Origin of the sequence: Caulobacter henricii (genome assembly GCF_001414055.1) — a bacterium.
GTDB lineage: Bacteria > Pseudomonadota > Alphaproteobacteria > Caulobacterales > Caulobacteraceae > Caulobacter > Caulobacter henricii.
The window spans coordinates 3,780,055-3,803,360 of record NZ_CP013002.1 but is presented as its reverse complement, the minus strand read 5'-3'; the positions used below and the strand labels follow the sequence as shown (position 1 = coordinate 3,803,360).

The 23,306-nt window shown below is 66.7% G+C and carries 21 protein-coding genes; 10 read left to right on the top strand and 11 right to left on the bottom strand.

The genetic code is table 11. From position 1 onward, the window contains the following. Positions 1–175 precede the first annotated feature (175 nt). The 3 genes from AQ619_RS17795 to hemE are packed head-to-tail and all read right to left on the bottom strand — an operon-like array spanning position 176 to position 2,720. Positions 176–643 carry a CopD family protein gene (locus AQ619_RS17795; RefSeq protein WP_084746151.1) on the bottom strand — a complete coding sequence of 156 codons (468 nt, stop codon included), beginning with the start codon at positions 641–643 and terminating at the stop codon, positions 176–178. Beyond that, positions 640–1,683 (bottom strand): ferrochelatase, encoded by a 1,044-nt coding sequence (gene hemH / locus AQ619_RS17790; RefSeq protein ID WP_062150876.1) that lies wholly within the window; start codon positions 1,681–1,683, stop codon positions 640–642. The genes AQ619_RS17795 and hemH overlap by 4 nt, the downstream gene beginning before the upstream one ends. Beyond that, positions 1,680–2,720, bottom strand: coding sequence for a uroporphyrinogen decarboxylase (gene hemE / locus AQ619_RS17785; protein ID WP_062150873.1), 1,041 nt, complete (start codon positions 2,718–2,720; stop codon positions 1,680–1,682). The genes hemH and hemE overlap by 4 nt, the downstream gene beginning before the upstream one ends. A 433-nt stretch (positions 2,721–3,153) precedes the next feature. Here hemE and AQ619_RS17780 point away from each other — a divergent pair, with 433 nt between their 5' ends. From AQ619_RS17780 to dnaQ, 5 genes are read left to right on the top strand one after another with little or no spacing between them, the layout of a single operon-like run. Next, positions 3,154–4,062, top strand: a complete 909-nt coding sequence (locus AQ619_RS17780) for a pyruvate, water dikinase regulatory protein (RefSeq protein WP_062150870.1) — start codon at positions 3,154–3,156, stop codon at positions 4,060–4,062. Next, positions 4,059–4,658 carry a Maf family protein gene (locus tag AQ619_RS17775; protein ID WP_062150866.1) on the top strand — a complete coding sequence of 200 codons (600 nt, stop codon included), beginning with the start codon at positions 4,059–4,061 and terminating at the stop codon, positions 4,656–4,658. The genes AQ619_RS17780 and AQ619_RS17775 overlap by 4 nt, the downstream gene beginning before the upstream one ends. Continuing rightward, positions 4,655–5,512, top strand: a complete 858-nt coding sequence (aroE, locus tag AQ619_RS17770; RefSeq protein WP_062150863.1) for a shikimate dehydrogenase — start codon at positions 4,655–4,657, stop codon at positions 5,510–5,512. Before AQ619_RS17775 ends, aroE begins: the two co-directional genes overlap by 4 nt. A 3-nt stretch (positions 5,513–5,515) precedes the next feature. After that, positions 5,516–6,109, top strand: a complete 594-nt coding sequence (gene coaE, locus AQ619_RS17765) for a dephospho-CoA kinase (protein ID WP_062150860.1) — start codon at positions 5,516–5,518, stop codon at positions 6,107–6,109. Positions 6,110–6,139: 30 nt separating this feature from the next. Beyond that, on the top strand, positions 6,140–6,853 hold the full coding sequence (dnaQ, locus tag AQ619_RS17760) for a DNA polymerase III subunit epsilon (protein WP_062150857.1): 714 nt from the start codon (positions 6,140–6,142) through the stop codon (positions 6,851–6,853). Here dnaQ and AQ619_RS17755 read toward each other — a convergent pair. Further along, positions 6,850–8,178 carry an oxygenase MpaB family protein gene (locus AQ619_RS17755; RefSeq protein ID WP_062150854.1) on the bottom strand — a complete coding sequence of 443 codons (1,329 nt, stop codon included), beginning with the start codon at positions 8,176–8,178 and terminating at the stop codon, positions 6,850–6,852. The genes dnaQ and AQ619_RS17755 overlap by 4 nt on opposite strands. A 118-nt stretch (positions 8,179–8,296) precedes the next feature. Here AQ619_RS17755 and AQ619_RS17750 point away from each other — a divergent pair, with 118 nt between their 5' ends. Then, positions 8,297–8,902, top strand: coding sequence for a TetR/AcrR family transcriptional regulator (locus AQ619_RS17750; RefSeq protein ID WP_062151840.1), 606 nt, complete (start codon positions 8,297–8,299; stop codon positions 8,900–8,902). Here the strand turns inward: AQ619_RS17750 and AQ619_RS17745 are convergent. The 5 genes from AQ619_RS17745 to AQ619_RS17725 form a co-directional block, all read right to left on the bottom strand. After that, entirely contained in the window at positions 8,899–9,705 is an 807-nt protein-coding gene (locus AQ619_RS17745) for an exodeoxyribonuclease III (RefSeq protein WP_062150850.1), read from the bottom strand. The genes AQ619_RS17750 and AQ619_RS17745 overlap by 4 nt on opposite strands. Before the next feature lie 231 nt (positions 9,706–9,936). Then, a complete protein-coding gene (locus AQ619_RS17740; protein ID WP_062150847.1) occupies positions 9,937–10,623 on the bottom strand; it encodes an outer-membrane lipoprotein carrier protein LolA in 687 nt (228 codons plus the stop codon). Positions 10,624–10,808: 185 nt separating this feature from the next. Next, positions 10,809–11,105 carry a hypothetical protein gene (locus tag AQ619_RS17735; RefSeq protein ID WP_062150844.1) on the bottom strand — a complete coding sequence of 99 codons (297 nt, stop codon included), beginning with the start codon at positions 11,103–11,105 and terminating at the stop codon, positions 10,809–10,811. A gap of 459 nt (positions 11,106–11,564) precedes the next feature. Then, positions 11,565–14,015, bottom strand: a complete 2,451-nt coding sequence (locus AQ619_RS17730; RefSeq protein WP_174515184.1) for an FtsK/SpoIIIE family DNA translocase — start codon at positions 14,013–14,015, stop codon at positions 11,565–11,567. An 80-nt stretch (positions 14,016–14,095) separates the two neighbouring features. Further along, entirely contained in the window at positions 14,096–15,559 is a 1,464-nt protein-coding gene (locus AQ619_RS17725; protein ID WP_062150841.1) for an alpha/beta hydrolase, read from the bottom strand. 112 nt (positions 15,560–15,671) lie between these two features. Here AQ619_RS17725 and AQ619_RS17720 point away from each other — a divergent pair, with 112 nt between their 5' ends. Continuing rightward, positions 15,672–17,102 carry a LytR/AlgR family response regulator transcription factor gene (locus AQ619_RS17720; protein ID WP_062150838.1) on the top strand — a complete coding sequence of 477 codons (1,431 nt, stop codon included), beginning with the start codon at positions 15,672–15,674 and terminating at the stop codon, positions 17,100–17,102. Here the strand turns inward: AQ619_RS17720 and AQ619_RS17715 are convergent. After that, the gene (locus tag AQ619_RS17715) at positions 17,099–17,950 is read right to left on the bottom strand and encodes a glutamate racemase (protein ID WP_062150835.1); all 852 of its coding nucleotides are present in this window, start codon (positions 17,948–17,950) and stop codon (positions 17,099–17,101) included. The two genes, AQ619_RS17720 and AQ619_RS17715, sit on opposite strands and share 4 nt — an antisense overlap. Positions 17,951–18,086: 136 nt before the next feature. Here AQ619_RS17715 and AQ619_RS17710 point away from each other — a divergent pair, with 136 nt between their 5' ends. Both AQ619_RS17710 and AQ619_RS17705 read left to right on the top strand, forming a co-directional pair. After that, entirely contained in the window at positions 18,087–20,213 is a 2,127-nt protein-coding gene (locus AQ619_RS17710) for a M3 family metallopeptidase (RefSeq protein ID WP_062150832.1), read from the top strand. Between the two features lie 94 nt (positions 20,214–20,307). Then, positions 20,308–21,282, top strand: a complete 975-nt coding sequence (locus tag AQ619_RS17705) for a TraB/GumN family protein (protein ID WP_062150829.1) — start codon at positions 20,308–20,310, stop codon at positions 21,280–21,282. Here the strand turns inward: AQ619_RS17705 and AQ619_RS17700 are convergent. After that, a complete protein-coding gene (locus AQ619_RS17700) occupies positions 21,279–22,499 on the bottom strand; it encodes an aminotransferase-like domain-containing protein (RefSeq protein ID WP_062150826.1) in 1,221 nt (406 codons plus the stop codon). The genes AQ619_RS17705 and AQ619_RS17700 overlap by 4 nt on opposite strands. 258 nt (positions 22,500–22,757) lie before the next feature. Between AQ619_RS17700 and AQ619_RS17695 the strand changes: the two genes are divergently transcribed. After that, positions 22,758–23,285 (top strand): SRPBCC family protein, encoded by a 528-nt coding sequence (locus AQ619_RS17695; protein ID WP_062150823.1) that lies wholly within the window; start codon positions 22,758–22,760, stop codon positions 23,283–23,285. Positions 23,286–23,306: the final 21 nt, after the last annotated feature.

The window sequence follows — 23,306 nt, the reverse complement described above, 5'->3', positions numbered from 1 at the left end:
CGCGCCATGACGACGACGCGGATCGATTGGGGAACGGACTTTCGGAGCCAGGCTCCAGAGGGCGCGCCAGGACGGGCGCCAGTCCGAAAGAGGAGTCAGTCCCGACGCAATGCGCCGGGGCCAGCTGGATGGGAACCACATGCCGCTTGACGGGTCAAGCGCCGCAGCGCGGTTCCTAGTGGTTCAGAAACTTGGTCGTCACCGACAGGACGATGATGATCGCCGCGATGAACGGCAGTTCGTTGGTCATCCGCCAGAACTTTTCCGAGCGGGTGTTCTGGTCATTCGCGAACTTGCGACGCGCTCCGGCCATGAAACCGTGCCAGCCGAACAGAAAGATCAGCGCCGCGATCTTGGTCAGCATCCAGGGCTGCAGCAGGAAGCCCCAGCCGCGGATGGCACTGTCGGCCAGGATCAGCAGCCCGCCGAACACCGTTGCCAGGATCATGGCCGGATTGATGATGATCCGCAGGATCCGCAGCTCGGCCTGTTTGAACACCGCGTCCATCCGCGAGCCCGGCTCGGCGCTCATGTGGTAGACGAAGATGCGCGGCAACATCAGCATGCCGGCCATCCAGGCAATGACCGCCAGAATGTGCAGCCCGCGAACCAGATTGAAATTCTGAACCAGGAAATCGATCACGCGCCTGCTCCCAGGGTCCGCGGACATTGCCGCCGGTCTCCGCCGCACTGCCAGACGCAGGCCGGTGCGATCCCTTCGCGGGGCAGCGACCCGACCACCGCCTGGGCGAGACCGCCGATGAAGCCGGGTTCGATCCCAAGGGCCGGAACCCTGACATAGGTCGGACAGCCGGCCTCTTCGGCCAGTTCGCGATACTCATGATCGAGCTCCACCAGGGTCTCGATATGTTCCGAAACGAAGGCGATGGGTGTCACGACCAGGCTGAGACCCTGCTCACTCGCAGACAGGATCTCGTCATCGGTCGAGGGGCCAATCCATTTCAGCGGGCCCACCCGGCTCTGATAGCTGACCTTCCAGTCCCAGCCCTCGCCCAGCTTCGCCGCCACCGCCGCCGCCGTGGCCTCGATCTGTTGCTGGTAGGGATCGCCGGCCAGGATGACCTTTTCCGGCAAGCCATGGGCCGAAAACAGCAGGCGCGCCGGCTTGGGGCTGCCGGCCTTTTCATAGGCCTCGCGGATCAGACGGGCATGGGCCTCTATCAGGGCATCGTCTGTCGGATAGCAGCAGATGGTCCGGACGGTCCCAGACCCGCGATAGGCCTTCTTCCAGGCCTTGACCGAAGACCCGGTCGTGGTGGTCGAGAACTGCGGATAGAGCGGCAGCAGGACGACCTCGTCCGGGGCCCAGGCCTTGACTGCCTTGGCGGTATCCTCGGTCAGGGGCTTCCAGTAGCGCATGGCGATGAAGCAACGGGTCTCGGCGTCCGGAAGCGCCTCGGCCAGGGCATCCGCCAGCGCCACCGCCTGTTTCTCGGTTTCCGGCAGCAGGGGCGAGCCCCCGCCCATGATCGCATAGTTGGCCTTTGCCGCCTTCTCCCGGGTCGTCGAGATCAGGGCCGCCAGCGGATAGCGGATAAAGGCCGGAGCCCCGATGATGGCCGGATCGCGAAAGAGGTTGAACAGGAACGGCCGGACGGCGTCGGGACCGTCAGGCCCCCCGAGGTTGAACAGGACGACCGCAATCTTCCGGCGCGCGCTCATTTGCCGGTCACCCGGGCCAGAACCTGCTCGACATGGGCGATCGGGGTGTCCGGCAGGATGCCGTGACCGAGGTTGAAGATGTAGGGCCCCTGGCCCCACTGCTCGATCATCTGGTCCACCCGGCGCAGAAGCTGATCGCCGCCCGCCCGCAGTAGCAGAGGGTCGAGCGCGCCCTGGATCGGCTTCAGGGCCTGGATCCTCTGACCCATCGCCGCACTGGCCTGGGTGTCGAGCGCCACGCCCTGCACCGGCACCACCGAGGCATAGGTCTCGACCAGAGCGCCGGCCCCGCGCGGAAAGCCGATCACCGGCACGGTCACGCCGCGATCGCGCAGACCCTGAACGATGGCCATGTGCGGCCGGATGACCAGACGCTCGAACTGCGGCTCCGACAGGCCCTCGGCCCAGCTTTCGAACAGTTTCAGGGCCTGGGCCCCCGCCTTCACCTGCATGACGAGGTAATCGACGGTCGCCTCGACCAGGATGTCGATCAGGCGGTCGAGCGTCTCCGGCTGCTGATAGGCGAAGGTGCGGGCTGCGGCACGGTCGCTGGAACCCCCTTCAATCATGTAGGTCGCGACGGTCCAGGGGGCACCGGCAAAGCCGATCAGAGCCTTTTCAGGATCGAGCGCCGCCCTGACCCGGCTAAGGGTCTCGCCGATGTTGGACAGCCTGGCTCCGGCCTCACCGGCCAGTTCCGCCATGGACTCGATCGACGGCAATTCGCCCAGGCGAGGACCTTCCCCGGCTTCGAACCAGACCTTCTGGCCCAGGGCGCCCGGAATCAGCAGGATGTCCGCGAAGACAATGGCCGCATCATAGGGAAAGCGCCGCATCGGCTGCAGCGTCACCTCAGCCGCCTTTTCAGGATCGAAGCAGAAGCTGATGAAATCCGGCGTCGTGGCGCGCACGGCCCGGTACTCGGGCAAATAACGACCGGCCTGACGCATGAACCAGACCGGCGGTCGATCCACGGTCTGTCCTGCGAGGACGGAAAGCAGCTTGGGCGTCTGGGCGGTGAGGTTCGGCGCGTTCATGCAGGCCTTAAAACCCGTCCTGCCCTCGGGCTCAACCCCGAAGGCCCATCTTCATTTCTTAATAAGATCTTAAGTTTGGAGGAAGAGGCGGAAGGGCAAGTGGGAACTGGGGAAAACCGCCGCCGTAGCTTCGGAATCCCCCGTTCGTCCAGGCTTGTACCCGTCTTCACCCACAGGGGGACGGCGTGTGGTTAATCCTGGGGATGATCGGCCAGGGCCCCAGCTTCCTTAACAAATTCTTAACACAGCCAACGCGCCTTAAGCTTGCATTAACCCTTTATCCCGAAGTGTGGGACCCAGGTGATCACATATCCAGGGATGCGGGTTCGGCTTGGGGATGTTAGGCGGTCAATGTGGCCGTTGATCACAGCGACACTAGGACATCACGCTTCGGGACGGCTTTGGCGCCCGGGCGTCCCCAGAGGCAGACCAAGTGGTTAAGCAACCGTTAACGGATGATCCACAGGAAGGTTCGGGCAATCATGCCAGCGAGGACCGGCCGCCGCCGCGCTTTGCCACCTATTTCCATATCCATCTCGTCTCGGATTCGACCGGCGAGACCCTGAACGCTATGGCCCGGGCCGTCTGTGCCCGTTTCACGGACATTCTGCCGATCGAGCACATCTATGCCCTGGTGCGTTCGACCCGTCAGCTCGACCGGGCGCTTGAAGAGATCGCCGGGGCCCCCGGTGTGGTCATGCACACCATCATCGATCCCAATCTGCGCACGGCCCTCGAGGAAGGCTGCCGGCGCCTGGAAATGCCCTGTATCGCCGCCCTCGACCCCGTGGTCAGCGCCATGTCGCGCTATCTCGGCGCACGCATCTCCACCCGGGTCGGGGCGCAGCATGCCCTGAACAACGACTATTTCGACCGCATCGAGGCCCTGGACTATGCCATTGCCCATGATGACGGCCAGGGTGGCCAGGACCTGACCCAGGCCGATGTGATCCTCGTCGGCGTGTCCCGCACCTCCAAGACCCCGACCTGCATCTATCTGGCCCATCGCGGCGTGCGGGCCGCCAATGTGCCCCTGGTGCCGGGGCGCCCGCCGCCCACCGAACTGTTTGAGCTCAAGAACACCCTGATTGTCGGCTTGATGACCTCGCCCGACCGGCTGATCCAGATCCGCCGCAACCGGCTGCTGTCGCTGAAAGAAAATCGCGAGAGCGACTATATCGACACGGATGCTGTGCGCAGCGAGATCATTGCCGCTCGTCGCCTGTTCGAGAAGATGGGCTGGCCGATCATCGACGTAACCCGGCGATCGGTCGAGGAGACCGCCGCTGCGATCATCAACCTGCTGTCCGGCGGTCGCGGCCAGGTCGAGGTTCTGGGATGAGCCTGACGCCCGTCACCCTGGCCTCGAAGAGTTCTGCCCGCCAGGCGATCCTGCGCAATGCCGGTCTGACCTTTGAGTCGGTTGTCGCCGGCGTCGATGAGGAGGGCACCAAGGCCAGCCTGCTGGCTGAAGGCGCGGCGCCGCGCGAGGTTGCCGATGCCCTCGCAGAGCTGAAGGCCGTCAAGGTCTCGGGCAAGCTGCCCGGGCTGGTGATCGGCGCCGACCAGACCCTGGATTTCGCCGGACGGCTGATCGACAAGGTGGAAACCCTGGACCAGGCCCGGGCTCTCCTGCTGGAGCTCCGCGGTCAGAGCCATAAGCTGCATTCGGCAGTGGTCGTGGCCCGCGACGGCAAGCCGATCTGGCGGGTGGTGCAAAGCGCCAGGCTTTCCGTGCGCCCGTTCAGCGACGCCTGGCTGGATGGCTATCTGGACCGACGCGGCGAGCACATCCTGCACTGTGTCGGCTGCTACGAACTGGAAAGCGAAGGCGTGCAGCTGTTCGACGCCATAGACGGCGACTATTTCACCATATTGGGCCTGCCCCTGGTCGGACTGCTGGATTTCCTGCGTCTGCACGGAGCCCTTGAGGCATGAGCGCCACCCTCACCGGCGCGGCGGTGGTCGCCGGCGTCTGCGGCGCGCCGATCAGGCACTCGATGAGCCCGGTCATCCACAATGCCTGGATCGCTGCGGCCGGCCTCGACGCCGCCTATGTGCCCTTCGCCCCTGCCGAGGATCGCTTTGAAGCCTTTGTCGACGGCCTGCGCGGCGGAGCCATTCGCGGCCTGAACGTCACCATCCCCTTCAAGGAACGCGCCCTGGCGGTCGCGGACACCGCCAGCGACCTGGCCCGCATGGCCGGGGCCGCCAACCTGCTGATCTTTGCGGCCGACGGAACGATCCGGGCCGACAATACTGACGGCCCCGGCCTGCTCGGGGCTATCTCTGTTCAGGCGCCGGTTTTCGATATCGGCGCTGCGCCGGTCGTGATCCTCGGAGCCGGCGGCGCGGCGCGAGGGGCCGTCGCGGCCCTGCTGCTGGCGGGCGCGCCGCAGGTTCGGATCGTCAACCGCACCCTGGCCCGGGCCGAAGAGCTGGCCACGGCGTTCGGCACCCGGGTGGTCGCCGCCGATGAGTCCGCCCTGCCCGACCTGCTGGTCGATGCCGGCCTGATCATCAACGCCACCTCGCTAGGCCTGGGCGGCGGCGATGGTCCGGCAGCGCCGCTGGCTTTGACCCCTGCCGAGGCGGTGGTGATGGACATGGTCTACAAGCCACTGCGTACCGAATTTCTCCAGCGCGCCCAGGCCCTGGGCCGTCGCACGGTGGATGGCCTGGAAATGCTGCTGCGCCAGGCTGTCCCTTCCTTTGAAGCCTTTTATGGCCAGGCCCCGCCGGCGTCAGTCGATGTGCGCGGCCTGGCGCTCAACCTGCTGGGCGAGGCCTGAACCATGATCATTGTCGGCCTCACCGGCTCCATCGGCATGGGCAAGTCGACCACCTCGGCCATGTTCGAGGCCGAGGGCGTGCCGGTCTATGATTCAGACGGCGCTGTGCATGCGCTCTACGCGGTCGGCGGCGCAGCGGTGGCCCCGGTCGAGGCGGCCTTTCCGGGCGTGGTGGTCGATGGAGCCATCGACCGGACCCGGCTGAGCGCGGCCGTGATGGGCAACCCCGAAGCCCTGCAAAGGCTGGAAGCCATCGTCCATCCGTTGGTCGGTGCCGACCGCATCGGCTTTTTCGAAAAGGCGGCGGCCGACAGCAAGGACATCGTCGTGCTGGATGTCCCCCTGCTGTACGAGACCGGCGGTGACAAACGGGTCCACAAGGTGGTGGTGGTCTCGGCCCCGGCCGATGTCCAGCGGGCCCGGGTTCTGGCCCGGCCGGGCATGGACGAGGCCAAGCTGGAGGCCATCCTGGCCCGCCAACTTCCCGATGCCGAAAAGCGGGCTCGCGCCGATTTCGTGATCGACACCAGCCAGGGCCTGGACCATGCCCGTGGACAAGTCCGCGACATCCTGGCTCGCCTGCGCGCTACGGCTTGAAGCTGCCGTCGAACGGTCGCATGAAACGCCATGGCCCGGGAAATCATCCTAGACACCGAAACCACCGGCTTTGATCCGAAGACCGGCGATCGCCTGGTCGAGATCGGCTGTATCGAGGTCGTCGATTTCATGCCGACCGGTCGGTCCTTCCATGAATATTGCGATCCGTTGCGCGACATGCCGGCCGAGGCCGAAAAGGTCCACGGCCTGTCCAGTGCCTTCCTGACCGGCAAGCCCCGCTTCGAGGTCATCGCCGATCGCTTCCTCGAGTTTGTAGGCGACAGCGTGGTCGTGGCCCACAACGCCGCCTTTGACCGCAGCTTCGTCAATTTCGAGCTGGAAAAATGCGGTCGGCCGGCCCTGCCGGAAAGCCGTTGGGTCGACACCCTGGCCATGGCCAAGAAGCGCTTTCCGGGCATGTACAATTCGCTCGATGCCCTGTGCAAACGGTACAAGATCAGCCTGGACAGCCGCGACAAGCACGGGGCCCTGATCGACGCCCATCTGCTGGCCGAGGTCTATCTGGAACTGCAGGGTGGCAAGGAACGCGCCCTGGAACTGACGGCAGTGGTCACCGAGGCCATGGCCGCACAGCGGCAGGCCGGGGCCTATGGCCAGCGCCCCCGCCCTCTGGCCCCGCGTTCCACCGAGGCCGAACGGGCCGTCCATGCCGAATGGATCCAGTCGACCCTGAAGGACAAGGCCGTCTGGGTGAAGCTCGGCCTGGTCGAGATTTCCGGCTAGATCGCCGCTGCAGGCCTGGCCGCCGTCGGGCGATACTGGGCCGCATCCGTTGTGAACTCGGCATGGCCGTAGCGGACCAGGTGCCGGCGCAGCTGTCGCACCAGGTGCCGGTCCGCCAGCGACTTCAGGCCCGGGATCTTCAGGGCCAGACCATAGACGGCCATCTGACTGGTCACGACCAGGGCGACCAGCAGGAACAGGACGCGGTCGGCGGAGGTGATCTCGACCCCCATCCGTGCGGCGGCAGCGCGGTCGCCGCCCAGGAACTGGCGCAGGAAGAAGACCTTGGCAAAGCCCCGCTCGACCGCGTTGAACAGGCGATTGCGCCAGCTTTGGTCGGGGGGGAGATAGGCCGACAGGGTGGCACGGACCAGGGCGCCGCAGGTTTCGTCGTCAAAGCCCCGTCTCAGGGTCTGGTTGCGCGCAGTCATGGCCTGGACGATGCCGACCGGATTGTCGGCCAGCAGGTCCTCGGGCAGGCCCAGCAGAAAGCAGCGATAGCGGCTCAGCTCGACGCGGGCCCGCTCGGCCGGCGTGAAGGTGGTGCGCCCCTGGCGCAGCAGCTTGTAGCTCAGCAGGAAGATCGGGATCAGACCGGCCGGCATCTGGTCGACCTGGGGGATTGGCACACCATAGACCCGGGCGTCCCAGGCCCCGGGGCGGCGCAGGGCATTGAAGCGCACCATGGAATGCATCAGCCGGACCATGGCGGCGGCCTTGAAGCCGGGACCGTGACGCTCCAGGGCCCCGGGCAGCAGGGTCGTGGTGAAGAAGCTCGCCGTCTCATTGACCCGTCGCGCGGCGCTCTCGTGCCCCAGGGTTCCGGTCAGGGCCATGGGCAGGGCCGCATATTTGTTCATGAAGGTGGCGACAAAGGCTCCGCGGATCGCGAAGGGCGACAGGACGGCCGCCGCCGGGCGGTCCAGCCGCGCCCCTTCTCGCACCAGCTCCATGTCGAGCCATTCGGGAACCTGTTCCATGTCGCGGATGAAGGCCACTAGCTCCGGCGGCGCGTCGGGGATCGCCTCGACGCCCTCGTCGCAGGCCCGGGTCAGCAGGCCGATCAGGCCGCGAAAGCCGTGTTGCGGCATCAGGCCGGCATAGGCGTCGGCCACCCGGTCGCCCAGGAGGGAATAGGCGCGGATCAGGGCCAGCTGTTCAGCGGACGGCTCGGCCCCCGCCACACCTTTCGGGGCGACGCTTTCGGCCGGGATCTCGGTAAAGCGTTCGGGGACCAGGTCGAAATCAACGCCGCCATAGAGTTCCGGCAGGCGGACCTTCTGCTCGGCGACCCGGGCCCGGACCTGTTCGATCGTGGCGTTCATGCTCGAAATCCTCAGCCGGATGGCGGTCTCTCGCCCGGAGCCTGAGATTATGTAAGCATTGCTCATGTTTCTACTCGCCTTGGCCGGCGAGCCCCGGAGCGGCGAATGGGACTGGCAAGTGCCTGAAAAGACGAGACGAACCCCAAGGCAGGGCCGGGCTGAAGCCACTGTCGCGGCGATTTTCGATGCGACCTTTCAACTTCTCGAGGCCGAGGGTCTCGACTGCCTGACCACCAACCGCATTGCCCAGCGGGCCGGGGTCAGTATCGGCACCCTCTATCAGTACTTCAGCGGCAAGTCGGCGATCCTGGCGGCCATGGCCCAGGCCCGTGCCGAGGCCGCACGGAGCCGGATCGCCGAGACCCTGATCGCTGCGCCCCAGCTGGGCAGTGTCCGGCCGATCGTCCAGGCCCTGATGACCACCTTCGAGGGCACACCCGAAACCCGCAAGGTGCTGCTGGACGCCCTGTTCGCCGCGGGCGGCGACGCCGTCATGCTGCATCACCACCAGGCGTTTCTGGCCGCGATCGCCGGCCGGGCCGAGCTGCAGCTGGACCTCTCACCGGAGTCGCTGTTCGTCCTGACCCATGCGGTGGCCGGACTGCTGCGGGCGGCGGCGGCCGAGCCGGACCTCAGCCTGTCGCCGGCCGTTCTCGAGGACGAGTTCGTGCTGCTGATGGAGAGCTATCTGTCGGCCCTGATCGCGCGGGGGCGGTCTGGCTAAAGCTTCAGGTCCGCCGTCACCGGGGCGTGGTCGCTGGGGCGTTCCCATTCGCGCACCGTGTCATGCACCTTCGACGACACCTTGCCGTCGACGATCGCCGCGTCGCGCAGGCCGGGACTGGCCAGGATGTGGTCCAGGCGCAGGCCCCGATTGGACTTTCGGAAATCGGCGGCGCGATAGCTCCACCAGGAGAACATCTTTTCCGGTTCCGGGGTGGCCAGGCGCGGCAGGTCGAGGAAGTTCAGCGACCCCATCAGGGCCGCAAAGGCCTCAAGCTCGATCGGGGTGTGGCTGACCACCCGCGACATCTGCTTGTGGCTCCAGACATCGTTTTCGCCGGGGGCGACATTGAGGTCGCCGGTCAGGACCAGGGGCACCTTCGGATCGCGGCGCTTCATCTCGGCGGTCAGGGTTTCGTAGAAGTCCAGCTTGTGGTCGAACTTCGGATTGATTGCCCGGTCAGGCTCGTCGCCGCCGGCGGGAATGTAGAAGTTCTGGATCTCGACCCCGGCCACGGTCGCCCCGACGCAGCGGGCATGGCCCTCGCGGCAGAGCTTGAGCACGGGTGCCTCCTCCAGCGGCAGGCGCGAAGCGATGGCCACCCCGTGCCAGCCCTTCTGGCCGGCGATCTTCAGGTGCGGAAGGCCGGCGGCCTCAAAGGCTTCGCGCGGAAACTCGGCCTCCTGGCACTTGATCTCCTGCAGGCACAGCACATCGGGGGCCTGCTCGTCGACGAAGCGGGCGACCTGTTCGGCGCGCAGGCGGACGGAATTGACATTCCAGGTGGCGATACGGAGGCGCATGGCGTCGCTTTAGAGGGTTTGGGACGGGCCGAAAATGAAAAACGCCCGGATGCCTTAAGCATCCGGGCGAAAGTCTGGTCTCTCATGCCGCCGCCGGGAGGGGATAGTATCCGGCACGGTTTGCGATGAGGGGGTCGGGCCCTCGTCGCCATGCGTGTCAAATATGCCACGATATGCCTAATAGTCAAGCGATAAGTCTGTTGATTCTTGCCTGTTGTGGGAATGTCACATTCATGATTTGGCCCCGGCCCGGCGCTGACGCGGGTCAGTCAGCACGAAGAGCTTGGGGTCCAGCTCGCCGGTTTTCTCGAAATCGACCAGGCGCACCCGGATCTGGCCCCCCTTCACATCGCTGACCGTCCAGCCGATCAGGCCGACCGGGGCGCTGCTGAAATCCAGGCTGATCCGGCCCAGGGTCTGACGCCGGGCGTCCTGGGCGACGATGGTAAAGCCGTCTGCGAGCTGGCGGACGTCGGTGATGATGACGCCGCGATCCAGCCGCACCTCGCGGGCCAGCAGGAGGGCCAGGGGCGTGCGGCTCAGGGGATAGCTTTCGAAGGTCTTCAGGCGGCTGTCGAAGATATTGACGTTGTTGCCGTTGCTGACGACCAGCAGGCCCGAGGCCCCTTCATAGGCAAAGCGCGCCTTGCCGGGACGCTGCAGAAAGAGCGTGCCCTGGGTGACCGTACCGCGCTGGTCGGTCTGGATGAAACGACCCTTGGCCGCGGACAGCGCCTGGATATAGCCGGTGGCCTTGTCGACCAGGGCCTTCTGTTCGGCGGTCAGAGGGGCGGCTGTCGGGCCCTTGGACTGGGTGCCGCCAGACTGGGCGAACACCGGCGCGCCGAACGAAGCGGCGGCCAGGCCGGCGCCGGCAGCGGCGATCAGGGCACGGCGGGTGGTCGGGGTGTCGGTCATGCGGTCTCCTTGAGCGACAACCTTTGCCCTGACGCGGTGACGAGCGAAAGACCGATCCGGGGCCATTTGACGGCGGCGGGATGAAGGGCCGTTCACGTTGGGGTCGGAGGGGAAACGCGGGGGCGGGGCCGTGGGTTGCGGGAGCGAGGTCGGATAGGGCCCGTTCGAATATCCGATATGCACGGTCAGCGGTCGTTGCGGGTAATGCTGAAGCCGTGGCCGATCTCGGCGGTCACAAACCCGTCTTCGCGAAACGCTTGATTGAGATCCTTGCTCAGCTTGACGCCAACCCAGTCGATCCTCGACCAATCCGGATGATGAAGCTCCACTGTTTCAAACATCGCCAGCACATCGCTGTTGTCGATATCGCCCACCCCGGATTTGAACAACGCGCTGTTCGGATCGGTGGCTTTGGCGCGCCATGCCGCTTCAGCGAGCCCCCGGTTTGCAGGAGATTCAACCAGCCAAAAGGCATCGCCCAATACGGGGTTATCTTGGGACCCGTAGTCTCGAGAAAAGGCGACAACGACGTGCATCGCTGTGATGTGTCACGCCGAGCTAATGTCCGCAACGTGTTCGCGGCGGACCTACATGGCCGGTGCGATCCTTAAATCTCTTGGAGGCTGCAGCGTGCTGGTCTGGAAAGATCAGTCAAGGACCGCCTCCGGCGGCCGCGTCGCGGCGACGCGGAGCGTCGTCCTTGAGTGATCTTTCCAGGCCAGCGATCGTCTCGCCGTAAGATGTAAGGATGGCTCCGTCCTGGGGAGGACGGATCGGCACATACGCCAACCCCACCCCCCGATCTCCCCGGCGAAGGCCGGGGCCCAGATTCAGCCTGAGCGTCTGGGGATGATGCGCCTGCGCACGGAGCCAAGCGCGCCAAGCTCCCTGGGTTCGATCTGGGCCCCGGCCTTCGCCGGGGAGATCGGAGTATTTTTAGGTCAAAGCCCCGGCGGCGGCGGGGCCAGGATCTCGCGCTTGCCGGCATGGTTGGCGGCACCGACCACGCCTTCCTTCTCCATCCGCTCCATCAGGGAGGCGGCGCGGTTGTAGCCGATCTGCAGGCGGCGCTGGATGTAGCTGGTCGAGGCCTTGCGGTCGCGGGTGACCACGGCGACAGCGTGGTCGTAGAGGTCATTGGCCCCGCCCTCGCCGGCGAAGGCGCCCTCGATGGCCTCTTCCTGCTCGTCGTCACCGCCGGCGGTGACCTCTTCCAGATAGTTGGGCGTGCCCTGGTCGCGCAGGAACCGGGCCACGGCCTCGACCTCGCCGTCGCTGACGAACGGCCCGTGCAGACGGGTGACCCGACCGCCGCCGGCCATGTAGAGCATGTCGCCCTGGCCCAGCAGCTGTTCGGCGCCTTGCTCGCCGAGGATGGTGCGGGCGTCGATCTTCGAGGTGACCTGGAAGCTGATCCGGGTCGGGAAATTGGCCTTGATGGTGCCGGTGATCACGTCGACCGACGGACGCTGGGTGGCCATGATCAGGTGGATGCCGGCGGCACGGGCCATCTGGGCCAGGCGCTGGACGGCGCCTTCGATGTCCTTGCCGGCCACCATCATCAGGTCGGCGACCTCGTCGATGACCACGACCAGATAGGGCATGGCCTCGGGACGGATCTGCTCGGTCTCGTAGATCGGCCGGCCGGCGTCGTCGAAGCCGGTCTGGACGGTACGCTCGAAGTGCTCGCCCTTTTCGAGGGCCTCATTGGCCTTCTCATTATAGCCGCCGATATTGCGCACGCCGATCTTGGACATCCGCCGATAGCGGTCCTCCATTTCGCGCACGGTCCATTTCAGGGCGACAATGGCCTTCTTCGGATCGGTGACGACCGGGGCCAGCAGGTGCGGGATGCCGTCATAGACGCTGAGTTCCAGCATCTTCGGGTCGATCATGATGAAGCGGCACTTCTCGGGCGGCAGCTTGTAGAGGATCGACAGGATCATGGCATTGACGCCGACCGACTTGCCCGAGCCGGTGGTGCCGGCGATCAGCAGGTGGGGCATCTTGGCCAGGTCGGCGATATAGGGCTCGCCGCCGATGGTTTCGCCCAGGGCCATGGGCAGGATCGAGCTGGCCTTGTCGTAGTCATGGCTCGACAGCAGGTCGCGCAGATAGACGGTCTCGCGCTTGGAATTGGGCATCTCGATGCCGATGGCGTTGCGGCCCTGGGCCACGGCCACCCGGCATGAGATCACGCTCATCGAACGGGCAATGTCGTCGGCCAGGGCCACGACCCGGGCGGTCTTCACACCCGGGGCCGGGACCAGCTCGTACATGGTGACCACAGGACCGGGACGGATCTGGTCGATCTGGCCCTTGACCCCGAACTCGGCCAGCACGCTTTCCAGCAGGCGGGCATTCTGGCGCAGGGCGGCGGCGTCGACCTCGGACGAGCGCGGCTTGGCCTTGGCCAGCATATTCAGCTCCGGCAGCTGGAAGCCGCCTTCGTCATTGAAATTGAAGGCCTTCTGCTGCTCGCGCTGTTCGCGGCCGCTGTCCTTGGGCAGGGACTTGGGCTTGGCGATGGCCAGGGGCCGGACCGGGACGGGAGCCTCGTCCTCGTCGTCCGCAACCGTCGGCGGCGGGGTATAGGCCTGGTCGGGTGTCTCGGCCTCGGGCCGGGCGGGACGCCGGGCCTGGACCGGCGCCTCGGCGGCCTTGCGGACGCGGGGGGCCCTGGCAGCGGCCGGGGCGGGTTCAGGCTCGGGATGGTCGCGGGCCTGCAGGGCGTCACCGATGGCCACGGCAATGGCTTCCGGATCGAAGCGGCGCACCCCGATGGCATAGGCCAGGGCGATCAGGGCCCCGATGGCCAGGACTAGGGCCGCCAGCAGGCGGGCTCCGGGCAGGCGGGCGAAGCTGAAGATGGCGGCGATCAGGTGCAGCAGACCGTCGCCCCAGAAACCGCCCAGACCCTTTTCCAGCGGCCAGGCCGCCGGCGGGCGCGGGGCTGACAGCAAGCCGGCCAGGGCCAGCAGGCCGATCGTCCCGACCAGGGCCCGCAGGCGCAGGTCGTGACGCTCGGCCGCCGGATCGGCCTGGGAGACGCGGGTCACGCCGAAGACCAGCATCAGCAGGGCCGCGCCCCAGCCCGACAGGCCGAGCGACTGCATCAGGATGTCGGCCACGGCCGCGCCGAGCCCACCCAGGGCATTGGTCGCGACCTGGCCGGTCGCGGCGTTCAGGCTGGGATCGGCAGCATTATAGGTGGCGACGGCCAGCAGCAGACCGCCACCGATCACCGTAACCAGTCCGCCGCGGAACCGGGCTGACCAGGGCTGGGCCCAGCCGTAGCGGACCGCATCCCAGAACAGCTCCGCCGCCGTACGCCGCGCTGCTCGCGCCATGAAACTCTCCGAAACACCGGTATCGAACGCTCGAACCAGCATCTTTTGCCGCAAGAGGGTTAAGGGGCGTTTACGGCGTTGGTTCAGAGACGATTCAGAACGTCGCGGCGGACGGCGCGCAATCAGCCCAGCTTGAAGGTCGGTGGCGGCAGGCTCAGCCGGGTATCGCCGACGGGTTCGCCGCGGAAGAAGCGGACCATCAGGCCCTGGACGTCGGGATGGGCCTCAAAGACATTGTGGCCGGCATTCTCGACGGTCACCCGGGCCTTACGCCGGAACTGGGCCGCAACCTCGTCCTGCTCGGACATTGGCGTGCGACCGTCCAGCGTTCCGGCGATCAGCAGGGCAGGATGGTCGATCACGAGCGGGGCGCGGAAGGCCTCGCCCAGATCGATGCCCGGAATTACGCCCAGCAGTTGCGGCACGGGGAAGTTCAGCGCCAAGCCCAGAACGGCGGTCTTGGCCTCGCGCTGCACCAGGGCCAGGCGGGCGGGCGATATCCCGGATGCGAGGTCCATGGCCTCCGGCATGCCGGCAATGCCGAGACTGTTGGCGAACTCGCCGGCAAACGGCGTCAGCACCTCCGTCATGCCTGCATCGAGCGCCAGATAGAGCCCGGGCAGCATGACCAGGGTTTGTGGATTGGCGATCAGGGCACCAGCCATCAACTGAAGGGCAAAGCCGCCCAGCTTCAACTCACCCGGTGCACCGTTAAGTGTGGTCGGCAGGGTCAGGGGCGTGGCGTCGAGCCTGGAATGGACCCGACGCATCAGGGCCGGCAGGTCGGGGATGGCCCGGCGGATGGCGGGATCGGCGGCCAGCAGGCCATCGACCTGCCGCAGAAAGGCGTCGATCGCCGCCGGCCGCTTTACGGTCTGGTCCTGGCCCTCGAGGCTGGCCAGGGCCACCCGGCTCACCCGGTCGCCGTGCCGCTTGAGCACGCTCAGGGCCAGGTGGGTGCCATAGCTGATGCCCCAGAGATCGATCTTCTCGGCACCCAGATGCCGGCGCAGGTCGTCGATGTCGTCGGCGTTCTGTTCGGTATTGTAGCCGCTCATGGCCACGCCGGCCCTGGTCCAGTCGGCCCAGGCGGACTGCAACTCTTCACGCTGATAGGCGGTCAGGCCCTCCTGCGTCAGGACCGGCGGCGGCCGCGTCGAGGCCGGCCGCTCGGGGATAGGGTTGGACAGGCCGGTTCCGCGTTGGTCGAAGGCGATGACGTCGGCCGACTCGCGCAGGGCCATCATGATCGGAAACCGCGGTCCGGACAGGGCGCGGGTCGCCGTGCCGCCGGGGCCACCGGCCAGATAGATGATCGGCGGACCGGGCTCTGCAGCTGTCGAGGCGAACCGAACATAGCTCAGCCGGATCTTCCGCGACTTGGGATCACGGCGATCTTCGGGAACCTCGAAGAAGCCGCGTTCGGCCTCGGTGTCCTGGCCCCGCCAGCCCTTGAACCGGAAAGGACCGGCCTGGTTCGGAGCGGGAGCTGGGGGCGGCACGATGGTCTGGGCGAGGGCCAGGGCCGGAAAGGCGAGGCCGGCGGCGGCGAGCAGGGCGCGGCGATGAAGGGATGTCTGGGTCATGGCGACAGCTGAACCGTTCGGGCCGGGGCCTGCTACGCCGCTTCGGTCAATGGCGCCGCTTGATCGGTGAATGGCGGCGCATCTCGGCGAGCGGCGCCCTAAAAGGGTGAGCATGTGGCGACTCCTGCTCCTCACCCTCTGTCTGACGGGCCTTGCGCCCCTCGCCCAGGCCCAGACCCTGTCATGGCAGGCCTGCCAGGGCGTGGCGGGCCCGAGCGGTCCTGTGCTCAGCGACTGTCGTCCGGTCCAGGGTGTCGTTGACCCCCAGGGCCGGGAGCTGTGGATCCGCGCCACCATCAAGGCCCCCGACGATAGCCGGGCCCGTGCCGTCTATGTGTCAGGTGCCGCCTCGTCGGAGGTCTGGCTCAATAGCCGGCAGCTGGGCTCCAACGGACGTCCCGCCCAAACGGCGCAGGACGAGGTGCCCGGGCGATACCAGGCGATCTTTCCGGTCCGTGAGACGGCCTGGCGACCCGGTGCTAATGACCTCGTGCTGCGCCTGTCGTCCTTCCATGGCGGCTTAAGGTTTGACGGCCCGATGACCGCCTTGGTCGTACGGCCCTTTCCCTATCCGCAGCGGACCGCGCTCCTGGCGATCACCTTTGTGGCGGCCGGCACGCTGCTTGCGGCGGCGTTCGGTTTCGGGGTCATTCATGCCATGCGCCGCACAGGCTCCAGCCTGGTCCTGGCCGCCATGGCCGGAGTCGCGGCCCTGCAGGCCATCGTCGAAAGCCTGCGGGCCCTGTTCAACTATCCCTATCCCCTGCACGCCTGGCGGATGAGCGCCATCTGGGGGCTGGCGGCGGCCTTTGCGGTCCTGCTCGTCAGCTATGTGGCCGCGCGGTACTGGCCCAAGGCCAGCCGACTGATGATCGGTGTGGCCCTGATTGTCATCAGCGCTACCGCCCTGGCGCCTGGTTTTGACGTCAAGACGGTGCTGGCCCTGATGACCGGGGTGATCCTGGCTTCCGTGCCGGCTGCGATCGGTGTACGCGACCGTCGTCCGGGCGCGAGACCGACACTGGCTTATCTGGCGTTCTTCCTGGCCCTGGCCATCGGGTTCCCGCAATGGCTGGCCGATCTATCCTTTTTCCTGCTCGCCGCCGGTCTGGTCCTGCCCTTGCTGATGGTCGAGGTGGTGCGGCTGGGTCGGGATGACCGGGGCCGCGAAGCCGCCCTGACCGAGGCCGTCAGCCTTCCCGATCGCCTGACCGTAGCCTCGGCGCGCGGTGTCGAACTGGCTCCCCTGGCCGAGATCCTGGCCGTGGTGGGGGCGGACGACTATGTCGAGCTGCGGATGGTCGGGGGGCGCAGCCTGCTGCATGCCGCCCGCCTCGAGGGCCTGCAGTCGCAACTGCCGCCCGGCTTCCTGCGCATCCATCGCTCGGTGATCGCCAACCTCGCCCATGTCCAGCGCCTGGAGCGTGACGGCACGAGCTGGAGACTGCATTTCAGCGAGGGTCCGCCCCTACCCGTCAGCCGCTCGCGGCAGCCTGCCTTGCGGGAGGCCCTGGAGATCTCCTCCATCGCCCGGAGCGTTTAAGCCGCCTCAAACCTCAGCGGGCCACCCCAGAAGCTTTCGACCAGGCCGTTCTGCGGGCCCGGTGCGCCGGTCGTCAGGAACAGGCGCGACCCGCCGGTCCCCGGATCCAGCTCCGGATGACGTTCCAGATAAAGCTCCAGGGCATCGGCCGTGGCGGCCGGCTGCTGGATCAGCGGGGTTCCGGCCGGCAGGGCTGCCCGGAAAATGTCGGCGATGATCTCGTAGTGGGTGCAGCCCAGCACCACCCGGTGCGGGTAGCGACCTATGCGGGTCTTCAGGGCCTCGACATGGGCCTCGACGGCCTTGGCCAGTTCGACCACACCGGCGTCGGCCTCGATCATCGGCACCAGGTCGCCGCAGGGCTGGGAAAACACCGCCAGGTCCTGTTTGCGCTTGTCGATCTCGATCTCGTAGACGCGCGAGCGAGCCGTGGCCGGGGTTGAGAACACGCCCAGCACATCCAGCTGTTCCACCTTGTCGCCGCGGCGCTCGGCCTCGTGCTCCCAGGGCAGGCCGGTGGCCGCCTCGATGGTCGGCACGATGATGCCGAGAATATTGACCGGCCGGCCCAGGGCCTTGCGATAGCCGGGCAGCCAGGTCTGCTGCAGGCGGCGCAGGGCGATGGCGCTGGCGGTGTTGCAGGCCAGAACGACCAGATTGGCCCCGCGATCGAACAGCCGCTCGCAGCCTGCGCGGGTCAGGTCGACGATTTCTTCGCCGGTCCGACCGCCATAGGGCGCGTTGGCCTGATCAGCCAGATAGGTGAAATCCGCCTGCGGGAGGCGTTGTACGAGGGCGCGGTGGACCGAGAGGCCGCCCACGCCAGAGTCAAAGACGCCGATGGACATGGGGGTGGTTTAGCCTCCGCCGAACGGTTCGTCCACGCCGCCGCAATTCGGTCGCATCAAAGGTTACGGTCCTGTCATGTGACGCCGCCTTCCGGCTGGCCTACGGTCGCGACAACACCTTCACCGGAGATCTTCCGTGCAACGTCGAACCTTTCTTGCCTCAGCGGCCGCCACCGGCGTCGCCGCCACCCTGAATCCGAGCTTCGCCCTGGCCGCAGACGGCAATCCCCTTCTGGCCAAGTGGACCGGCCCCTTCGGCGGCGTCCCGGCCTTTGACAAGGTCAAGGTCGCCGACTTCAAGCCGGCGGCCGAGGTCGCCATGGCCAAGAACCTGGCCGAAATCGACGCCATCGCCGCCAATCCGGCCGCGCCGACCTTTGAAAACACCATCGCCGCCCTGGAAGACAGCGGCCGGGCCCTGTCGGACTTCTATTGTTTCTACGGCATCTGGGGCGGCAATCTGAGCACGCCCGAGTTCCAGGTGGTCGAGGAAGAGCTGGACACCAAGCTGGCCAGCCTGGGCGACAAGATCACCCAGAACGCCGCGCTCTTCAAACGCATCGAGGCGGTCTATACCTCGCCGGAGAAGGCCAAGCTGACGCCCGAGCAGCAGCGCGTGCTGTGGATCTACTACACCAATTTCGTGCGGGCCGGGGCCAAGCTCGACGCCGCCGCCAAGGCCCGGGTTGCGGCGATCAACACCGAAATGGCCGGCTATTTCACCAAGTTCAGCCAGAACCTGCTGGCCGACGAGAACACCTATATCGAACTCAGCGAAGCCGACCTGGTCGGTCTGCCGGACTCGCTGAAGGCCAATGCCGCCTCCAGCGCCGCCCAGCGCAAGCTCGAGGGCAAGTTCATCATCGTCAACACCCGCTCCAGCGTTGACCCCTACCTGACCTATTCGCCGGTGCGCGCCACCCGCGAAAAGGTCTGGAAGGCCTTCGTTAATCGCGGCGACAACGGCGGGGCCACTGACAATAACGGCCTGATCGCCAAGATCCTGAAGCTGCGCGTCGAGCGCGCCAGGCTGCTGGGCTACAAGACCCACGCCCACTGGCGCCTGGAAAACGCCATGGCCAAGACGCCGGACAAGGCCATGGCCCTGATGGAGGCGGTGTGGAAGCCGGCCATCGCCCAGGTGGCCATCGATGTGGCGGCCATGCAGGCCATCGTCGACGCTGAAAAGGGCGGCTTCAAGATCGCGCCCTGGGACTATCGCTACTATGCCGAGAAGGTCCGCAAGGCCAAGTACGACCTCGATATGAACGAGGTGAAGCCGTACATGCAGCTGGACAAGCTGCGCGAGGCGATGTTCTGGGCCTCGGGCGAGGTCTATGGCTTCGAGTACAAGAAGGTCGAAGGCCTGCCGGTCTATCACGAGGACATCACCGTCTATGAGGTGACCCGCGCCGGCAAGCATGTGGGACTGTGGTACTTCGATCCCTATGCCCGGCCGGGCAAGCGCTCGGGCGCGTGGATGAACGCCTACCGGACCCAGGAGCGGTTCCGGGGCGAGATCACCACGATCGTCTCCAACAATTCCAACTTCATCAAGGGTGCGCCGGGCGAGCCGGTGCTGATCTCCTGGGACGACGCCACCACCCTGTTCCACGAGTTTGGCCACGCCATCCATGGCCTCAACGCCAATGCCACCTATCCGTCGGTGTCGGGCACCAATGTCGCCCGCGACTATGTGGAGTTCCCCAGCCAGCTGAACGAGCACTGGCTGCCGACCCCGCAGGTGCTGAGCAAGTTCTGCGTCCACTACAAGACCGGGGAGCCGATCCCCCTGGCCCTGGTGGACAAGATCAAGGCGGCCGACACCTTCAACCAGGGCTTCGACACCACCGAATATCTGGCCAGCGCCCTGATCGACATGAAGCTGCACTTGGCCGGTGACGTCGCCATCGACCCGGACGCCTTCGAGCGCGATGAGCTGACGAAGCTGGGCATGCCCAAGGAGATCGTCATGCGCCATCGCACCCCGCAATTTGGCCACGTCTTCTCCGGCGACGGCTATTCGGCGGGCTATTACAGCTATCTGTGGTCCGACACCCTGACGGCGGATGTCGCCGAGGCCTTCAAGGAGGCCCCTGGCGGCTTCTACGACAAGCCCACCGGCCAGAGGCTGATCGCCACCATCATGTCCAAGGGCAACTCGGTCGATCCGGTCGACCAGTTCAAGGCCTTCCGCGGCCGCGACGTGAAGATCGGTGCCCTGATGCGCAACCGTGGCTTCCCGGTGCCGCCGGGAGCCTAGGCTCCGCACTCAGAGCCCAAAAGCCTGTCATCCCGGAAGCCTCGCAGAGGCTATCCGGGATGACAGGATTGAGTTTGTTGACTGCGAAGGTGACATGGCGTCCGTGAAGTCCACTCTCACCGCGATCGTGTTTTTCGCGCTGTCAGCCGTCGCCCACGCCCAGACCGTTGAGCCTGGCCTCGCCCCGGAAGATCCCGGCAGTGCCGTGGTTGAGGAACTTCTGGTCGTGGCCCGGGCACCCGGACCGGCCGTCTGGCTGGTCCAGAAGGGCGAGGCCCGGCTCTATGTGGTCGGCTCCGCCGTTCCCCTGCCCCATCAACTGGCCTGGAAAAGCCCGCGCCTGGAGCGGGCTCTGGACCAGGCCGATCTGCTGCTGATCCCGCCCAGGGCCTCGGTCGGTCCGGGCCAGATCGCGGGCTTCGTTCTGAAAGGCGGCGCCGGTCTGCGTCAGGGCCTGGGCGAAAGGTTGGAGGATGGCTTGCCCCCTGACCTGAAGGCCCGCTTCATTTCGGGCCGCACCCGGGCGAAGAAAGGCGCCGGCGAGTACAAGGGCTGGCAGCCAGCCATCGCCGGTTTCCTGCTGCTGTCGGACTTCCGCCAGGCTGCCGGGCTCTCCGAAGCCAAGCCGGTCAGCACGATCGAGCGGATGGCGAGGGCCCGCAAGGTCCGGATCAAGGCCATGGGCCAGTACCGCATGAGCGCGGTGGTCAGCGCCGCCGGCAAGCTGTCGAGGGACGCCCAGCTGGCCTGTCTGCGCGATGCTCTGGACGAGCTGGAATATGACGGCGGCCGGCCCACCACGATCGGTTTCGACTGGGCGCGGGGCGATCTGGCCAGCGTCCGCGCCCGCTATTCGGCCAGTGCCGCCCAGCGCTGCCTGCTGCGATCACCCGGGGGCGGCAAGCTTCTGGAGCAGCAGATCGGCCAGTCGGCGGGTGCCTTGTCGAGCGCCCTGAGCCGTCCGGGCGTTACGGTGGCGGTGGTCGACCTGGCTGTCCTGCTTCCGGCCAATGGCGTGCTGGACCAGCTGAAGGCAACCGGGGCCACGGTGACCTCACCGCCGGACTAGGTCATCCGCCCGATCAGCCGCGCCAGCCGCGCCACGCCGTCCTCGATCTGGTCCGTGTCGGGCAAGGAATAGCTGAGCCTCAGGGCATTGGCGGTTGCGACCTCGGCGAAGAACGGCTCGCCCGGCACGAAGGCGACGCGCTCCTCGGCCAGGGCTCGCTCCAGCACCACCTTGCCGTCCATCCCCTCGGGCAGCGACACCCAGACGAACATGCCGCCCTGGGGCTCCGACCAGGTGACGCCCGCCGGCATATGCCGCTCCAGGGCGGTCAGGATCGTGCGGGCCTTGGTGCCATAGGCCGCCCGCAGCCGGCCCAGATGCTGGTCATAGCCCTCGGCCACGGCCCGATGGGCCACCATCTGGTTGATGGTCGAGACGTGCAGGTCCGCGCCCTGCTTCAGCAGGACCAGTTTTTCGATCACGGCCTGCGGGCCACAGACCCAGCCGATACGCAGGGCCGGCGACAGGGTCTTGGAGAAGGTGCCGCAGAACAGGGTGCGGACCTGCTCGATCCCGCCGGACCGGGCAATGTCCAGGGACAGCAGGGTCGGCAAGGCCTCGCCCCTGAACCGCAGCTCGCGGTAGGCGGCGTCCTCGATCAGGGTCATATCCAGGTCGTCGGCCAGGGGCAGCAGGGTCTCGCGCTCGGCCAGGGTCAGGCTCAGGCCGGTCGGATTGGCAAAATCGGGGACGAAATAGCCCAGGGCCCCGATGGCCCGCTCGCGCACCGTGGCGACGAGTCCTTGGGACAGGCCGTTTTCCGGCAGATCCAGATATTTCGGCTCATAGCCATTGAAGGCCTGCAGCGCGCCCAGATAGGTCGGCCGGGCCACCATCACCGTGTCGCCGCGGGTCAGGAAAAGCTTGCCCAGCAGGTCGAGGGCCTGTTGCGAACCGGCGGTCAGCATGATGTTGCCGGCGTTACAGGGCATGCCGTCGCGGGTCATGCGCGCGGCGATCCAGTCGCGTAGCGGCCGATAGCCCTCGCTGACCGAATACTGCAGGGCCTGGGCCGCCTGGGCGGGGTCGGCGAGGATGGCCTCATAGCCGGCCTGGATGGCTTCGGTCGGGAACAGGTCTGGATGGGGGATCCCGCCGGCAAAGGACAGGATGTCGGGCTGGTCCAGCAGTTTCAGAAGTTCGCGGATCTCGCTGGCGCGAACGCGGGCCATGCGCTCGCTGAAACGCGCGGCCCAGTCGGGTGTGGTGATGGTCATCGGTTTGAAGTCCGTAGGTTTCGCTGACGGCCTTGCCGTCCTTGAGCCGCAGGCGCGGCGTCTCGCCCGATCAGGTCAGGAGCGTCATACGGAGCGGAGAAGGTCCTGGGCGCGACGGAGCCCGAAGCCCCGACGACCGCTCTGGGTCGTGTTCATGGCCAAAGCCTAGCGCGATCATTCCGCCAAGGGAACACCTGAAGCTTGACGCTGACCTCGCAGGGCGGGAACGCTGCCCGGCACCAACAAGGGAAGCGTCACATGAAGCTCTGGATTGCCATTGTCGCCCTGGCCCTGTCCGGCACGGCGGCCCGTGCCGAGGTGACGGATGCCACGCCCGGCGGTTTCCAGGTTCGGCACGAGGTCGAGATCGCCGCCCCGGCGGCCCGGGTCTGGGGTGTCCTGGTTCAGCCGGCAAGCTGGTGGGATGGTCGGCACACCTGGTCGGGATCCGCCGCCAATCTGTCCCTGGCGGCCGCCTCGGGCGGCTGTTTCTGCGAAAAACTGCCGGGCGGCGGCTCGGTGCTGCACCTGAGCACCGTCAATGCCGCGCCCAACCAGAAGCTGGTGCTGTTCGGGGCCCTCGGTCCTCTGCAGTCCAGTGGTGCCAGCGGGCATCTGGGCTTTCTGCTGACCGAAGCCGAGGGCAAGACCCGTCTGACCGTCACCTATGATGTCGGCGGCTATATGAAGGGCGGGCTCGACAGGATCGCGGCCCCGGTCGATGGCGTGATCGGCCAGCAGGTTGCGCGGCTAAAACGCCAGGTCGAAAGCGGCAAGCCCGACTGATCCTCAGCGCGCGCCAATACA

Bases quoted from the DNA above. Each gene is read 5' to 3' on its own strand.
- hemH (WP_062150876.1), bottom strand. From the start codon at position 1,683: ATGAGCGCGCGCCGGAAGATTGCGGTCGTCCTGTTCAACCTCGGGGGG.
- hemE (WP_062150873.1), bottom strand. From the start codon at position 2,720: ATGAACGCGCCGAACCTCACCGCCCAGACGCCCAAGCTGCTTTCCGTC.
- AQ619_RS17775 (WP_062150866.1), top strand. From the start codon at position 4,059: ATGAGCCTGACGCCCGTCACCCTGGCCTCGAAGAGTTCTGCCCGCCAG.
- aroE (WP_062150863.1), top strand. From the start codon at position 4,655: ATGAGCGCCACCCTCACCGGCGCGGCGGTGGTCGCCGGCGTCTGCGGC.
- coaE (WP_062150860.1), top strand. From the start codon at position 5,516: ATGATCATTGTCGGCCTCACCGGCTCCATCGGCATGGGCAAGTCGACC.
- dnaQ (WP_062150857.1), top strand. From the start codon at position 6,140: ATGGCCCGGGAAATCATCCTAGACACCGAAACCACCGGCTTTGATCCG.
- AQ619_RS17755 (WP_062150854.1), bottom strand. From the start codon at position 8,178: ATGAACGCCACGATCGAACAGGTCCGGGCCCGGGTCGCCGAGCAGAAG.
- AQ619_RS17745 (WP_062150850.1), bottom strand. From the start codon at position 9,705: ATGCGCCTCCGTATCGCCACCTGGAATGTCAATTCCGTCCGCCTGCGC.
- AQ619_RS17740 (WP_062150847.1), bottom strand. From the start codon at position 10,623: ATGACCGACACCCCGACCACCCGCCGTGCCCTGATCGCCGCTGCCGGC.
- AQ619_RS17730 (WP_174515184.1), bottom strand. From the start codon at position 14,015: ATGCTGGTTCGAGCGTTCGATACCGGTGTTTCGGAGAGTTTCATGGCG.
- AQ619_RS17725 (WP_062150841.1), bottom strand. From the start codon at position 15,559: ATGACCCAGACATCCCTTCATCGCCGCGCCCTGCTCGCCGCCGCCGGC.
- AQ619_RS17720 (WP_062150838.1), top strand. From the start codon at position 15,672: ATGTGGCGACTCCTGCTCCTCACCCTCTGTCTGACGGGCCTTGCGCCC.
- AQ619_RS17715 (WP_062150835.1), bottom strand. From the start codon at position 17,950: ATGTCCATCGGCGTCTTTGACTCTGGCGTGGGCGGCCTCTCGGTCCAC.
- AQ619_RS17705 (WP_062150829.1), top strand. From the start codon at position 20,308: ATGGCGTCCGTGAAGTCCACTCTCACCGCGATCGTGTTTTTCGCGCTG.
- AQ619_RS17700 (WP_062150826.1), bottom strand. From the start codon at position 22,499: ATGACCATCACCACACCCGACTGGGCCGCGCGTTTCAGCGAGCGCATG.
- AQ619_RS17695 (WP_062150823.1), top strand. From the start codon at position 22,758: ATGAAGCTCTGGATTGCCATTGTCGCCCTGGCCCTGTCCGGCACGGCG.